Annotated in this window: 12 protein-coding genes; 8 read left to right on the forward strand and 4 right to left on the reverse strand. The window is 66.2% G+C overall.

The window, feature by feature from the left end; genetic code table 11:
* From AC56QP_RS08750 to AC56QP_RS08785, 8 genes are read left to right on the forward strand one after another with little or no spacing between them, the layout of a single operon-like run.
* Positions 1–1,242, forward strand: coding sequence for an FAD-dependent oxidoreductase (locus tag AC56QP_RS08750; RefSeq protein WP_489860068.1), 1,242 nt, complete (start codon positions 1–3; stop codon positions 1,240–1,242).
* Between the two features lie 19 nt (positions 1,243–1,261).
* On the forward strand, positions 1,262–1,528 hold the full coding sequence (locus AC56QP_RS08755) for a sarcosine oxidase subunit delta (RefSeq protein WP_489860067.1): 267 nt from the start codon (positions 1,262–1,264) through the stop codon (positions 1,526–1,528).
* Complete coding sequence (locus AC56QP_RS08760) at positions 1,525–4,383, forward strand: 2Fe-2S iron-sulfur cluster-binding protein (protein ID WP_489860066.1); 2,859 nt, start codon at positions 1,525–1,527, stop codon at positions 4,381–4,383. The genes AC56QP_RS08755 and AC56QP_RS08760 overlap by 4 nt, the downstream gene beginning before the upstream one ends.
* Positions 4,384–4,974, forward strand: coding sequence for a hypothetical protein (locus AC56QP_RS08765; RefSeq protein ID WP_489860065.1), 591 nt, complete (start codon positions 4,384–4,386; stop codon positions 4,972–4,974).
* Positions 4,971–5,879 (forward strand): dihydrodipicolinate synthase family protein, encoded by a 909-nt coding sequence (locus tag AC56QP_RS08770; protein WP_489860064.1) that lies wholly within the window; start codon positions 4,971–4,973, stop codon positions 5,877–5,879. The genes AC56QP_RS08765 and AC56QP_RS08770 overlap by 4 nt, the downstream gene beginning before the upstream one ends.
* Before the next feature lie 10 nt (positions 5,880–5,889).
* Entirely contained in the window at positions 5,890–6,858 is a 969-nt protein-coding gene (locus AC56QP_RS08775) for a D-2-hydroxyacid dehydrogenase (RefSeq protein ID WP_489860063.1), read from the forward strand.
* A gap of 21 nt (positions 6,859–6,879) precedes the next feature.
* The gene (locus AC56QP_RS08780) at positions 6,880–8,421 is read left to right on the forward strand and encodes a trimethylamine methyltransferase family protein (protein ID WP_489860062.1); all 1,542 of its coding nucleotides are present in this window, start codon (positions 6,880–6,882) and stop codon (positions 8,419–8,421) included.
* A 32-nt stretch (positions 8,422–8,453) separates the two neighbouring features.
* Positions 8,454–9,944, forward strand: coding sequence for an N-acyl-D-amino-acid deacylase family protein (locus AC56QP_RS08785; RefSeq protein WP_489860061.1), 1,491 nt, complete (start codon positions 8,454–8,456; stop codon positions 9,942–9,944).
* Here the strand turns inward: AC56QP_RS08785 and AC56QP_RS08790 are convergent.
* From AC56QP_RS08790 to AC56QP_RS08805, 4 genes are read right to left on the reverse strand one after another with little or no spacing between them, the layout of a single operon-like run.
* Positions 9,929–10,594 (reverse strand): cysteine hydrolase family protein, encoded by a 666-nt coding sequence (locus AC56QP_RS08790; RefSeq protein ID WP_489860060.1) that lies wholly within the window; start codon positions 10,592–10,594, stop codon positions 9,929–9,931. The genes AC56QP_RS08785 and AC56QP_RS08790 overlap by 16 nt on opposite strands.
* Complete coding sequence (locus tag AC56QP_RS08795; protein ID WP_489860059.1) at positions 10,591–11,868, reverse strand: Zn-dependent hydrolase; 1,278 nt, start codon at positions 11,866–11,868, stop codon at positions 10,591–10,593. The genes AC56QP_RS08790 and AC56QP_RS08795 overlap by 4 nt, the downstream gene beginning before the upstream one ends.
* On the reverse strand, positions 11,865–13,028 hold the full coding sequence (locus AC56QP_RS08800; RefSeq protein WP_489860058.1) for an NAD(P)/FAD-dependent oxidoreductase: 1,164 nt from the start codon (positions 13,026–13,028) through the stop codon (positions 11,865–11,867). The genes AC56QP_RS08795 and AC56QP_RS08800 overlap by 4 nt, the downstream gene beginning before the upstream one ends.
* On the reverse strand, positions 13,025–14,323 hold the full coding sequence (locus AC56QP_RS08805) for a Coenzyme F420 hydrogenase/dehydrogenase, beta subunit C-terminal domain (RefSeq protein ID WP_489860057.1): 1,299 nt from the start codon (positions 14,321–14,323) through the stop codon (positions 13,025–13,027). Before AC56QP_RS08805 ends, AC56QP_RS08800 begins: the two co-directional genes overlap by 4 nt.
* Between the last annotated feature and the right edge of the window lie 40 nt (positions 14,324–14,363).

Below are 14,363 nucleotides of genomic sequence, written 5' to 3' on the forward strand. Positions count from 1 at the left end.
ATGCCGCTCAGGCTTCTGAAATACGGTCTCAGCAGGGACTATCCGGTCAGCGGCGACATTCCCGCAACGCCAGACCTCAAGCCATCCTACGATGTCGTCATTGTCGGGGGCGGCGGCCACGGATTGTCGTGCGCGCATCACCTGTCGAAATACCACGGCATCAGCAGCGTCGCGGTGATCGAGAAGGGCTACCTCGCCGGCGGCAACACGGCGCGAAACACGACCACGATCCGCTCGAACTACATCACACCGGAGGGCATCGCCTTCTACAAGGAAGCCGTCGAGCTGTTCGAGGGCCTGTCGCAGGAACTCGACTTCAACGTCATGTTCTCGCAGCGCGGCCAGCTGACCCTTGCGCATACGGAAGCGACGCTTCGCAGCTTCCATGCGCGCGCCGAGATGGGCAAGCACCTGGGCACGCGTACCGAAGTGGTCGACCAGAAGGCGGTCGAGGAGCTCGTGCCGTCCCTCAACATGGACTATGGCGGCGCGCTCGAGATCCTTGGCGGGCTCTGGCATGCCGACGGCGGCACCGCGCGGCACGATGCGGTTGCCTGGGGCTACGCCGCGCAGGCGTCGCGGCGCGGCGTCGAGATCCACCAGCGGACCGAAGTGGAAGGCTTCGAGGTCGTCGGCGACCGGGTCCAGGCCGTCAAGACCAACCGCGGCCGCATCGCCTGCGGACAGGTGCTGATCGCGACCGGCGGGATGAACTACGACGTGGCGCTGATGGCCGGCGTCGAGCTTCCCATCCGCTGCTATCCGCTGCAGGCCATGGTGACGCAGCCGCTGAAACCCTGGCTGCACACGCTGGTCTCCTCCGTCTCCCTGCACACCTATCTGGTGCAGTCCTCGCGCGGCGAGGTCGTCATCGGCGGCGGCTCCGATCCCTACCAGCTCTATTCCACCCGTTCGACGCTCGACATGAAAGAGCACCTCGCCGAAGGCGCCGTGCACCTCTTCCCGTTCCTGCAAGGCGTGCGGCTGCTCAGGCAATGGGCAGGGATCACCGACATGACGCCGGACTACAGCCCGATCATGGGTGCCAGCCCACTCGAAAACCTATGGCTCGATTGCGGCTGGGGCACATGGGGCTTCAAGGCAACGCCGGTCGCCGGCAAGCGGATGGCGGAGACCATCGCCAAGGGCCGCGTGCCCGACATCCTGAAGCCGTTCGCGCTGGAGCGTTTCGAGACCTTCCGGCTGCTCAACGAAATGGGCGCTACGGCGGCCAGTCACTGACCATGAAACGCCACCGACCATGAAGATCCTGACCTGCCCGATGAACGGCCCGCGCAACATAGACGAGTTCCAATCCTTCGGACCCGTCCGCGCGGAGCCGGACCCGGATCGGACCGCCGACGCGGACTGGTCGCGACACCTGTTCCGCGCCGAGAACCGCAGGGGTATCGTGGTCGAGTGGTGGCGGCACGTGCCAAGCAACTATTTCTTCCTGGCCGAGCGCGACCTCGTCACCAACGAGATCATCCGCACTTTCGACGCTTCCGAACGTCGGGCTCAACCATGAACCGGCTAGCTGAGCTCTGGGGAAGCCGGATCGACCGAAGCCGTCCCATCAGCTTCACTTTCGAGGGCAAGAATTTTGAAGGCTATGCCGGCGACAGCATCGCCAGCGCGCTCGCTGCCTCCGGACAATGGGTGCTGTCGCGTTCCTTCAAGTATCATCGGCCGCGCGGCATCCTCTCAATGACCGGCGCGGACGCCAATACGCTGGTGCAACTGCCGTTCGAGCCGAACGTCGCCGCCGACCGCACGCCGATCAGCGCGGGGTTGCGGGTCAGCGCCCAGAACGTCAACGGTTCGCTCGAACGCGACCGCGATGCGATCATCGACAGGCTCGGGCGCTTTCTGCCGGTCGGTTTCTACTACCGCACCTTCATGGGACCACGCCGCGACAGCTGGCTGAAATTCTGGGAGCCAATGATCCGCCGCAAGGCCGGGCTGGGCGTGGTCGACACCACGGCCCCGTACCGGCATTTCGACAAGACGCACCTGCATTGCGACATCCTCGTGGTCGGTGCCGGTCCGGCCGGGCTGAGCGCCGCGATCACTGCCGCCGAAGGTGGCGCTGATGTGGTGCTCTGCGACGAGAGCCCGGAGATCGGCGGATCGCTGACCTATGGCCGGCATGATCCGGCCATGCTTGCGGACCTGTCCTCGAGGCTTCGGGCGCTGCCAAACCTGCGCCCGCTGACCGGGACGGTCTGCAACGGCTGGTACGAAGACAATTGGCTGCCCTTGATCCAGGGCGACCGTCTCTTTCGCACACGGGCGCGCGCGGTAATCCTGGCCACAGGCTCCATCGAGCAGCCTGCCATCTTCCGCAACAACGACCTGCCGGGGATCATGCTGGGCGGTGCCGCGCAGCGGCTGATCCGCCATTACGGCGTGCGCCCCGGACAAAAGGCAGTGGTGCTGGCAACAAGCGACGAAGGCTATTGCGTGGCGCTCGATCTGGTCGAGGCCGGCGTCTCGGTCATGCTGGTCGCCGATCCGAGATCCGGCAGCGAGGCCGGCGCCTTCGAAGCCGAGTTGCATGGCAAGGGCGTGGCCATCCAGAAGGCCGCGACGATCGAAGCCGCCGAGGGGACGGCGGGAAATCGCCACCTGGCCCGCGTTCGTGTCGGCGGGCGTTGGATCGAGTGCGATCTGCTCGCCGTCTCGGCCGGTCAGGTGCCGGCATGGCAGCTGCCTTGCCAGGCTGGAGCGAAGGTCGGCTATGACGGCGCTACCGGATCGATGACACTCACTCTCCCGAAAGCGCCGGTCCACTTCGCCGGTTCCGTTGCCGGAGACAACGATCTGCGGGGCGCGATTGCCGGCGGTCGCCGGGTGGCGGCCGCCGCGCTTTCGCGGCTCGGCAAGACGGTCGTAGAGGACAGAAACCTCACCAGGCCGACGGCCACCAGTCCGGTCCATGTGCAGCCGATCATCGCCAATCCAAAGGGGCGCGATTTCGTCGATTTCGACGAGGACCTGCAGGTCAAGGATCTGCAGAACGCGGTCAAGGAGGGTTATCGCGAGATCGAGCTCGTCAAGCGCTTCACCACCGTCGGCATGGGTCCGAGCCAGGGCCGCCATTCGGCCCTGGCGACGGCAAGGATCGTCGCCGAGGCGACCGGCAGGACGGTTGGCGAGGTCGGCGTCACCACCGCGCGGCCACCGGTCGGGCCGGAGACGCTGGGTGTGCTTGCCGGCCATCAGGAGCCGCTTGAGCGACGCACGGCGCTGCATGCAAGGCACCTCGCGCTCAACGCCGTGATGAAGCCGGTCGGCGCCTGGTGGCGGCCGTATTTCTATGGCGATGCCAGTGAGACGGAAAAGGCGATCCGCGACGAGATCATGGCGGTGCGCGAAGGCGTCGGCCTGCTCGACGTCTCGACGCTCGGCAAGCTGGAGCTGCGTGGGCCGGATGCCGGCGCATTCCTCGACCGCCTTTACACCATGGCGCATGCCAACCAGCCGGTCGGGCGCGTCCGCTATTGCCTGATGCTCAACGAGATGGGCTCGGTGGTCGATGACGGCGTCGCCTACCGCATGGCGGAAGACCGGTTCTATGTGACCGCCACCACCGGTGCGGTCGCGCGCGTCTATGCCGACATGCTGTTCTGGAACGCGCAATGGCGCTTGCGGGTCGATGTCCTCAATCTCACCGGCGCGTTCTCCGGCTTGAATGTCACCGGGCCCAAGGCCAGGTCCGTGCTTCAGGCGCTGGAAAGCGACATCGATTTCGGCCGTGAGGCCTTCCCCTATCTCAGCGGCCGCGAAGGCGTTGTCGCCGGCGTGCCGGTGCGGGTGATGCGGATTGGCTTCACCGGCGAGCTTAGCTACGAACTGCACTGTCCGTCGAGCCTCGCGCCCGCCCTATGGGACGCGGTGATCGCCGCCGGCAAGCCGCATGGCCTCAAGCCCTATGGCCTGGAGGCATCGCGCATCCTTCGCCTGGAGAAAGGCCACATCCTGATCGGCCAGGACACCGATGCGATCACAACGCCGGACGAACTCGGTTTCGGCTGGGCGGTCTCGAAGAAGAAGCCGTTTTTCGTCGGCAAACGGTCGATCGAAATGCGCGCAAGGCTGGGCCAGTCGCGCAAGCTCGTCGGCCTGCGATTTCTGGCCGGTGCCAGGAACATACCCGGTGAAAGCTGCCTGGTGCTGCGCGGCACTACTCCCGTTGGACAGATCACCTCGGTCGGCTACTCGCCGACGCTCGGCTGCGCCATCGCGCTCGCCTACGTCCATGTCGACGACTCCACGGAAGGCAGCCGGGTGACGGTGAAGTGCCGGAATGGCCAGCTGGTCGAAGTACCGGTGGTCGCTCATGCCTTTTTCGATCCCGCGAATGCACGGCAGGAGATGTAAATGGAACCATCCCCTGTGTTTCCGTTCATGCCGGGTGGCGCCGCGGACGGCATGACGCTGCCTTCCGGCGCGGTGATGCTGACCGATCTCACGGGCAGCCTTCGCTTCGGCCTCAAAGGCGGCGGCAGCGCCGGCTGGCTCGCGTCGCGAGGCGTGCCCTTGCCTGCCGTCAATCGCATCGGCAGCTGGCGCGGCACACGCGTGCTGCGCCTCGGCAACGAAGATATCCTGTTGCTGGCAGAAGGGGCCGACAGCGCGCTCGCCGAGCTTGCAAACACTTGGCATGGCGCAACCGCGCCAAAGGGCTATTCATCGTGGCGCGAGGAGGGCTGGGCGTGGATGCGCCTCTCGGGTCCGCAGGCGCCGCGAGCGATGGAGCGGCTATGCGCGCTTGATCTCAGAACCGATAAATTCAGCGCCGAGGACATTGCGCAGACGCGCGTTGGCCATATCGAGGCCGTTATGGTCCGCTCGCAGGCGGGTTTCGATGTACTGTTCGACGTCACCGCGTCGGCATATTTCGCCAGGACGGTAGCAGCGGTGGCCAGGCACTGCACGGATTTGCTGATCGATACGGAAGGACACACATGACCCGCCCGCAAGGAACCATCGCACCGATCCTGACGCCGTTCGACGACGACGGCCGCATCGCACACGACCTCTGGGTATCCCACGCCAAATGGGTGCTGGACCAGGGAGCGCATTTCCTGTCGCCGTTCGGCACCACGGGCGAGGCGCTGTCAGTCTCGCTGCGCGAGCGCATGCAGGCGCTGGAGTGGCTGGTCGAGGCCGGCATTTCGCCCAGCCGGCTGATGCCCGGAACCGGCGTCACCGCGCTGCCCGAAACCGTCGAGCTGTCGACCCATGCGGTCGGGCTCGGCTGCGCCGGAGTGATGGTGCTGCCGTCGTTCTTCTACACTGCTGTCGGCGACAACGGCCAGGCCCGCTACTACGGCGAACTGATCGAGCGGGTGGCGAACCCGGCAATGAAGATGATCCTCTACCACATCCCGCAAAATTCCGGCGTGCCGGTGAGCCCGGCCTTGACCGCCCGACTGAACGAGGCGTTTCCCGACACCGTAGTGGCTTACAAGGACAGCGCCGGCGACTGGGACAACACGGCGGCGGTGATTGCCGCGGCACCCAGGGTCGCGGTCTTCCCGAGCTCGGAAGCGCAGCTGACCAAGGGGCTTGCCAGCGGCGCGGCGGGCTGCATCTCGGCGACCGTCAACCTCAATGCCGCGGCCATCCGGGCCCTCTACGATCGTACGATGGCCGGAGAGGACGTTGCCGAGGCGGATGCGGCGATCAAGGCGTTCCGCAAGATCATCCAGGATGCCGGTCTCATCCCGGCGATGAAGGCCGTGCTGGCGGTGCGTTCCGGCGACAAGCGTTGGCTGAACCTGCGAGCGCCGCATGAGAATGCAACGCTCGAAAGCGGCGAGAAGCTGCTCGCCGCGCTCGGTCCTTCGGCCGACCACATTGGCCGGAGCTGAGCGCGGCATCATGTCGGCTGATCCATCCGTCATCCTGCACACCGACCGGCCGGCCGCGGCGCTGGCCGTGCTCAAGGAGACCCATCCGGATCTGACCGTCCATGGCTGCGACAGCTATGCAGCCCTGCCTGAGCTGATCGGGCGCGTGGCGGCGGAAGTGGTTTACTCCGTCCGCTTCGACGGCACGCCGCGATATCCGCGCCAGGCACTTGTCGAAAGCCCGACCGTGAAATGGGTCTCTGTCGGCGGCTCAGGCACGGATCATCTCGGGCGTTGGGACCCGGAGCGGCTCACGGTGACGAATGCGGCAGGCGTTGCCGCCGGCATGCTGGCGGAATACGTGCTCGGCGCCATGCTGTCCTTCTCGCTCGACCTGCGCGGTTTCGAACGCCGCCAGCAGGCACGCCTCTGGGGCGGCGGCCGCGTCGAGCCGATCGAAGGCAAGACGGTTCTGATCATTGGCCTTGGCAAGACGGGGACAGCCGTCGCCAGCCGCGCACAGGCGATGGGCATGCACACGCTCGGTATCCGCGCGCGGCCGAAACCCATGCCGTGCCTCCACGAGGTGCATGGGCCGGATGCTCTGCTGCCCTTGCTTGGGCGCGCCGATTTCATCGTCTGCTGCGTCCCGCTGCTGCCCAGCACGCGCGGTCTGCTCGGCACGGCCGCCTTCGCCGCGATGAAGCGCTCCGCCGTGCTCATCGACATCTCGCGCGGCGGCGTCGTCGACGAGGCGGCGCTGCTCGCGGCCCTTGACGGCAAGCAGATCAAGGGCGCGGCGCTGGATGTCTTTGCGACCGAGCCGCTGCCGGCGGACCATCGTCTATGGGCCTACGACAACGTCGCCATCACGCCGCATTGCGCGGCGGTCTACGACGGCTGGGACATCAAGTCGGTGCGCATGTTCGCCGACAATCTGAAGCGTTACCGCGGCGGCGAGCCGCTTGAGAATGTCGTCAGTCCGGAACGCGGTTACTGAAGCCGAGAGGAAAGCAATCTCATGACACAGGACAGGCGCGGCGGTGGCCGCAGGGCGAAGGTCGGACGCGGCGGCGGCGGCATCGCGCAACTGCCCTGGCAGCACGTGGAGAACCCCTATCCGCCCATGCAGCTCCTCGACGAGGAGCGGATGGAGCGGCTGCACGACACGTCGATGCGCATCCTGTCGGAACTCGGCATCCGCGTCATGAGCGAGCGGGTGATGGACCTGTTCGCCGCCGCGGGCGCCATTGTGGACCGCGAGAGCAAGACCATCCGGATCGACGAAAGCCTGGTGACCGAGGCGCTGCGGAAGGTTCCATCTTCCTTCACACTGACCAGCCGCAATCCCGACAAGCAGGTGCATCTTGGCGGCAACTCGCTGGTCTTCGGGCTGGTCGCCGGCCCGCCCAATGTCCATGACCGCATCAATGGCCGCCGCCAGGGTAATCTTGCCGACTACCAGAACTTCATCAGGCTGGCGCACCACTTCAACGCCATCCACATCATCGGCAACCAGGTGGTGGCGCCTATGGAGCTGCCGGCCAATTCGCGCCATCTCGACACCTATTACGCGAACCTGACGCTCAGCGATCTCAGCTTCCATTGCACCGCAATCGGCCGGCAAAGAGCCATGGACGGCATCAACATGATGGCGATCGCACGCGGCATCAGCGTCGAGGAAATGCGTGCCTCGCCTGGCGTGACGACCATCATATCCATCAACTCGCCGCGGCTGTTCGACGACGCGATGGCCGAGGGCCTGATCGCGATGGCCGAGCATGGCCAGCCGGTGACCGTCACCCCCTTCACGCTGATGGGCGCGATGACGCCGGTCACGCTGGCGGCGGCACTTTGCCAGCAGAATGCCGAAGCGCTGTTCGGCGTGGTGCTGACGCAACTCGTCAACCCCGGCACGCCGGTGATGTACGGCGCCTTCACCTCCAACGTCGACATGAAATCGGGCGCGCCGGCCTTCGGCACGCCGGAGAACGCCAAGGCCAACATCATCGCCGGCCAGCTGGCGCGGCGCTATCATCTGCCCTACCGCACTTCCAACGCCAATGCGTCGAACGTGGTCGACCTGCAGGCCGCCTACGAAACAGAGATGGCGACCTGGGGGGCGGTGCTCGGCGGCGCCAATCTGATCTACCATGCGGCGGGCTGGCTGGAGGGCGGCCTGACCGCTTCCTATGAGAAGCTCGTCCTCGATGTCGAGATCCTGCAAAACATGATGGAGTTCCTGCGGCCGCTGCCGTTCCAGGAGGACGATCTCGGTTTCGAGGCGATCAAGTCGGTGCCGGCCGGCGGCCATTTCTTCGGCGCCGAGCACACGATGTCGCGCTACACCACCGCTTTCTACCAGCCGATGCTGTCCAACTGGCAGAACCATGGTGCCTGGCAGGAAGCGGGCGGCAAGGATGCGCTCGAACGTGCCACCGAGCTTTGGCAGCAGGCGCTGCATGACTACGAGGAGCCGGTCATGGACGCCTCGGTCCGCGAGGAGCTCGACGCCTATGTCGCCCGCCGCCGCGAGGAGATCGCCGCCAATCCGGAAGGCTGACGGCCCGGACTTGCCGCAAAGAGGTTTGACTAATGCACTACGACCTCGTCATCCGCCATGCGACGTTGATTTCAGGCGACGGTTCGGCGCGTTTCGAGGCTGATCTTGCGGTTGCCGGCGACAGGATCGCCGCCATCGGCGGGCTGGATGATGTGTGCGGCGCGCAAGAAATCGACGCCTCGGGCAAGATCGTGGCGCCGGGCTTTATCGACGTGCACACGCACGACGACGGCGCGCTCCTGGCACCGCGCGGCATGGACCCGAAGATCAGTCAGGGCGTGACCACGGTGATCGCCGGCAATTGCGGCGTCAGCCTCGCCCCCTTGCTGCTCGACAGGACGCCACCGCCGCCCTTCACGCTGGTTGGCGGCCAGGAGAATTTCCGCTTCGACCGCTTTGCCGACTATGTCGCCGAACTCAGGCAGCGTGGCATCGCCACCAACGCGGCGCTGCTCGTCGGCCACACCACCTTGCGCCAGCGCGTCATGCCGGTCACCGACCGCCCTGCCAATGACGCGGAGACGGTCCTGATGCAGGAAGCGGTGGCGCAGGCGATGGCGGAGGGCGCGTTCGGGCTCAGCACCGGCCTCGACTATCCGCCGGCGGTCAACTCATCGACCGAGGAGGTCAAGGCGCTCGCGGCAACGGCGGCACGTCTTGGCGGGCCTTATGTCACCCATACGCGGAACTATTTCGAGACGATGGACGAGGCGATCGAGGAGGCCATTGACATTGCCGGCCATGCCGGCGGCAAGCTGGTCATCTCGCACCACCAATGCACGGGCCGCGCGAACTTCGGCAAGAGCCGGCCCTCGCTGCAGCGTATCGACCGCGCACGCGAGACGATGGACATAGGCATGGACGTCTATCCCTATGCCGCGAGTTCGACCGTGCTGCGGCTGGAGCGCTGCGATACGGGCTTGAAGATCCTCATCACCTGGTCCGACCCGCATCCGGAAATGGCAAGGCGCGAGCTGAGCGACATCGCGCGCGAGTGGAATTGCAGCGAGCGCGAGGCAGGCCAGCGATTGCTGCCGGCGGGTGCCGTCTATTTCCAGCTCGACGAGACGGATGTGCGGAACATCATCGCACATCCGCGCACCATGATCGGCTCCGATGGCCTGCCGCATGACATTCATCCACACCCGCGCCTGTGGGGCACTTTTCCGCGCGTGCTCGGCCACTATGCCCGCGACGTCGGGCTGTTCAGCCTGGAAGAGGCCGTGCATCGCATGACAGGCCTGCCGGCGCGGGAGTTCGGCATCGACCAGCGCGGCGTATTGGCCGAAGGCAATTTCGCCGATCTCGTCATCTTCGATCCCGCGACGATCATCGACACCGCTACCTTCGCGGAGCCGCGTCAGCCCGCCGCCGGTATCGAGCATGTTTTCGTCAACGGCATATCCGTCTGGCGCGATGGCAGGGCGACCGGCGCACTGCCGGGCACGGTTCTCAAGCCGTCCGCGTCACCCAAAATCATCAAGGGCGCGTGCAGCTGCGGTGGTGATCACAGCGCTTCGTAGAGCCGGTCGACGGTTTCCAGCGTGTAGGTGAACTCCACCGGCCTTGTGCAGCGCCAGCCGTCGAAGGGCTGTCCGGCCAGCGCCTTCAGCGCTTCGGGCACGCGCAGGATGCCGCCGCCGTAGAGGCGGTTCGCCATGTCGAGCATGCCGGTGCGGTGCATCGCCTCGGTCATGCTGCCGCAGGCATCCTTGACCAGCCAGACCCTGAACCCCTGATAGACCGCGTCGAAAACGCTCTCGGTGACGCAGCTGTCGGTCAGCACGCCGGTGACCATCAGGTTTTCGACCTTCAGTGAGGCAAGACGTTGCGCAAGATCGGTCCTGCGGAAGACGCTTGGCCAGTGCTTGTGGATGACGATATCGCCAGCCAGCGGCGCGACCTCGGCGCAGATATCGGCGCCGGTGCTGCCCGCCACGGCCGAGCGGAATTCCTCGGTCAGGATCTCCTCCTGCCTTGCATAGCCCTTGCGTTCCTCAGGCTTGACCCAGGCCTGGGCGTGGATAACGGGCATGCCTGCCGCGCGTGCCGCGGCAATCAAGCGAGCGGCGTTGGCGAGCACCGCGTCATAGCCGACAACCGGCCAGGCAGCGCCGGGGCGGTATTCGCTCTGCAGATCGATGGCGAGCAGAGCCGATTTGGCTGGGTTCATGGATGTCCCCGGTCGAAGTCTGTGACGAAACGGAAAAGCAGACGGATCGCCTGGTCGAGATCGGCGATGTCCATGCTTTCGTGCGGATTGTGGCTGCCGTTCTCATTGCGCACGAAGAGCATGGCGCTCGGGATATTCGCTGCAGCGAAGGTGGCTGCGTCGTGCCCGGCCCCGCTCGGCACATGGAGCACGCGCATCTGCATGTCCTGGGCGGCGCGGTCGAGCCCGGCGATCAGTGCCAGCGACATGGTTGCCGGTTCCCAGGTGAAGCGTGGCCCGGCAGCGAAAGTGACGCCACGCCTGGCGCCGACTTCGGCGAAGAGCGCGTGAAGCCGCGTTTCGATCCGGTCCAGCACGGCGGCATCGGCGCTGCGTACATCGAGCGTGAAGCGAAGTTCGCCGAGCACGCGGCTGCCGCCATGCTGGCTCGGATCGGATTCCACCCGCCCAAAGGTGATGGTGGCCTCGTGGCCCTCGCCCTCGATCGCGTCCCACTCCGCTTCGAGGCCGGCGACCAGATCGGCGAAGCCCAGCACGCTGTCGTGCCTGGCAAAGCGCGGCTCGGCGCCGGAATGGCCGTAGGCGCCGAGGCAGGCGGCATCGACATAGCGAAAGCCGCCGGCAATCCCGGTGACGATGCCGACCGGCACGTCCGCGGCCACCAGGCGCGGGCCTTGCTCGATATGGACTTCGACGAAGGCCGCGATGCGGCTGGCTTCGATGCCGGCAACGCCGCGCCCGACCGCGTCGGGATCGAACCCCTCCTCGCGCATATGCTCGGCCAGGGTCCGGCCGCTGTCGGATCGCCTGGCTTCGAGCGCCTGCGGTTCGAGCATGCCGAGAGCGGCCTGGCTGCCGGGATAGGACAGCGGAAACCACACCGCCTCCTCGGCGCGCGTCGCCAGCAAGATGAGATCGCGTGACGGGCGCGCCCCCTGATCGACAAACTCGGCGATCACCGCAAGCCCAGCCACGACACCGGCGGCGCCGTCGAAATTGCCGCCATGCGGTACGCTGTCGAGATGCGAGCCGATGATGATTGCTGGCAGATCGGGGTTGTGGCCGGCGAGCGTCAGATAGAGATTGCCGGCGGCATCGACACGCGCTGTGGCGCCGAGCTTTTCCGCTTCCTCGCGGATCAGTTGATGGGCAAAACGCTCGCCCGGACCGTAAGCGACGCGGGTTATGCCCGGTGCGTCGGTGGTGGCTTTCGCTAGTGTTTCCAGCACGCTACCGGCAAGCCTGCCGCCTGCCGTCAGGCTGGCAGTTGTCATGATGCGGAAGCCTTCTGGAAGCCAGCATCCCGCAGCCGTTGCGGGGTGAGATCCGACAGCTCAACGCTTTGCCTGGCGACATCGTCGGGAAGACCGCCGCCGGCGATCAGGCTGGCGCAGACGCGCGACAAAGCGGGCGAGGTTTTGATACCGTAGCCACCTTGCCCGACCAGCCAGACGAAATCCGGAACCGCGTCATCGGGCCCGACGACCGGCGATCCGTCGGCGACGAAGGTCCTGAGGCCCGCCCATGAACGCGACACGCGCTGCACCTCGATCGTCGTCGCCTTTTCGAGACGCTCGGCGCCGAGGGCGACATCCATATCCTCGGCATAGGCATCCATCGGCGCCGACGGCGTCGCATCCGCCGGCGAGACGAACAATTGGCCCGCATCCGGCTTGAAATAGAATTCAGCACCGACATCGTTGACCAGCGGCCAGTCGCTGATGTCGACACCAGCGGGTGCTGGAACGTTGAAGGCGGTGCGACGCTTGGGCTGCAGGCCGATCGGGCGCACGCCGGCCATGACAGCGATCTCATCGCCCCAGGCGCCGGCGGCATTGACGAGCTTTGGTGCAAGGAACGTTCCCGCCTGCGTCTCGACACGCCATTGGCCGGCTTGCCGGCCGATACCCTTGACGCCGGCATTGGTGAGGATGCGGGCGCCGCGCTTACGGGCACCGCGCAGATAGCCCTGGTGCAGCCCGTTCACGTCGATATCCATCGAATGCGGTTCGATGTATGCGCCGGCGAGATAGTCAGCGCGCAACACCGGCACGCGGGCGATCGCCTCGGCGGGCGTCATGGCGACGATCGAGGGAACCAGGGCCCGGGCAGCCTCCAGATCCTGTGCCAAGAGCTCGAGCTGATCGGCGCGCGCCACCGTGATCATGCCGCGCTTGCTGAGCAGCGGGTAGTCCGAGAAGCCGGTGGGCGGTTCCATCATGAACGCCCGGCTTGCCAGCACGATCCGGCGGATGACGCCGTTGCCGTAATTTTCGGTGAAACTCGCCGCCGAGCGACCGGTGGTGTGGTAGCCGCAATGGCTTTCGCGCTCGAGCAGGACCACCTTGGCCGAACGGGAGATCTCAAAGGCGGCACCGGCGCCGGCAATGCCGCCGCCAATGATGATTACGTCGGTTTCCTCGGCGGCACTCATAAAAACTTATCCTTCAACATGGCTGCACCGGCTTCGCTACGCGGCACCGGACGCGGTTCCCCCAGGCGTCCGCGTCGGGCGCGGTCGCGAGCGCCGCGACCCTCGGCGAGATTATCGGCCAGCGAATTCTGCAGCGCACAGTCCTTCAAGGCCAGATCGATCACCGCCGGGACCGGTTTGCCGGCCATCTCGATGCCCTTCAGCCGCGCCCACACGGCACGGCGCTTGCGCACCTGATGCGACTGCAGTTCGCCGAGCTCGGCAAAGCTGGTCTCGCGCTTGATCGCCAGTGCGCCGGCGGCAACGGCGGCATCGAGCAGCTCCAGCCCACGCCTTGTGCGCACGATGATGCCGTTGAGCGCTTCGTCGTCGACGGCCGGCCCGCCATTCAGCCAGGCATCCGAGGCGACGATGTCGGCCACCTGGCCGATCGCGTCGGGACAGATCTTGCAGCGCGGCTGGATCATCCACTTGTCCTCGTCTTCCCACAGCTGCCGGTAGGTGAGTTCGAAGGCGCGGCCGTCCCTGGTCTCGATCCGGTTGAGCCCAGGATTGCCGTGGCCACGATAGCGGAACAGTGAAAGCTCTTCCTCGCCGAGACCAAAGCGCTGCAGCACCTGCTGCGATTTCGACAGGTCCGAGGCGCCGCCGCAGACGAAGGCCAGGGCATAGCGCATCAAATCATCGACACGGGCATCAAGGCGCGCCAGGTTGCGCACGGCGGTAATGTCGCAAGGCTTGGCGATCAGCGCAAAGGGCTCGCCGCGGTCGAGGATCTCGCCGAAATCCGCCAGCGGCGACACCGGGCCATAGCGCGACCCGGCACCTTCGAGGACCGAAGCCGCGTCGAAGCTCAGGCGCTGCTCGCTGCGCATCGGCGCCGATCGCGATGCGGCGACGTGCAAGATGAACTTGACGCGACCGGAGCTCAGCAGGAACTGGCCAAGCGCCGTCAGCACGCCACCGCTCGACGCCTGAAACCGCACCGTGGGGTCCACCGCATGGCCGAGGACCAGCCGTTCGGCGGGTCCCCAGATGGTGTCCTGCACAGCCGCTTTGCCTGTCTGCGCCTGATCCGGACCGGCGATCCGCGTTCCCGGGCAGACGGCATTGATGCGCGTCAGGGTCGGCCGGTCGAGTGCCTGCCGGGCAAGCGGGCGCAGGCGACCTTCAGGAGTCATGACCATCTCGACCGCGCCGGGCCCGGCAAGCGACGGGCACAGCCCACAGCCGATGCACAGGCCGTTCTCGACGATCTCGCCCAGCGACAAAGGAGTGGCCGGATGCACCGTCATGCCTTGCATTCGACTGGCTGGGTCGCCGCCCATGTGAACC

Source organism: Mesorhizobium sp. RCAM 05104, assembly GCF_059683645.1.

Coding starts and splice junctions, on each gene's coding strand:
- AC56QP_RS08750 (WP_489860068.1), top strand. CDS start 1: ATGCCGCTCAGGCTTCTGAAATACGGTCTCAGCAGGGACTATCCGGTC.
- AC56QP_RS08755 (WP_489860067.1), top strand. CDS start 1,262: ATGAAGATCCTGACCTGCCCGATGAACGGCCCGCGCAACATAGACGAG.
- AC56QP_RS08760 (WP_489860066.1), top strand. CDS start 1,525: ATGAACCGGCTAGCTGAGCTCTGGGGAAGCCGGATCGACCGAAGCCGT.
- AC56QP_RS08765 (WP_489860065.1), top strand. CDS start 4,384: ATGGAACCATCCCCTGTGTTTCCGTTCATGCCGGGTGGCGCCGCGGAC.
- AC56QP_RS08770 (WP_489860064.1), top strand. CDS start 4,971: ATGACCCGCCCGCAAGGAACCATCGCACCGATCCTGACGCCGTTCGAC.
- AC56QP_RS08775 (WP_489860063.1), top strand. CDS start 5,890: ATGTCGGCTGATCCATCCGTCATCCTGCACACCGACCGGCCGGCCGCG.
- AC56QP_RS08780 (WP_489860062.1), top strand. CDS start 6,880: ATGACACAGGACAGGCGCGGCGGTGGCCGCAGGGCGAAGGTCGGACGC.
- AC56QP_RS08785 (WP_489860061.1), top strand. CDS start 8,454: ATGCACTACGACCTCGTCATCCGCCATGCGACGTTGATTTCAGGCGAC.
- AC56QP_RS08790 (WP_489860060.1), bottom strand. CDS start 10,594: ATGAACCCAGCCAAATCGGCTCTGCTCGCCATCGATCTGCAGAGCGAA.
- AC56QP_RS08795 (WP_489860059.1), bottom strand. CDS start 11,868: ATGACAACTGCCAGCCTGACGGCAGGCGGCAGGCTTGCCGGTAGCGTG.
- AC56QP_RS08800 (WP_489860058.1), bottom strand. CDS start 13,028: ATGAGTGCCGCCGAGGAAACCGACGTAATCATCATTGGCGGCGGCATT.
- AC56QP_RS08805 (WP_489860057.1), bottom strand. CDS start 14,323: ATGACGGTGCATCCGGCCACTCCTTTGTCGCTGGGCGAGATCGTCGAG.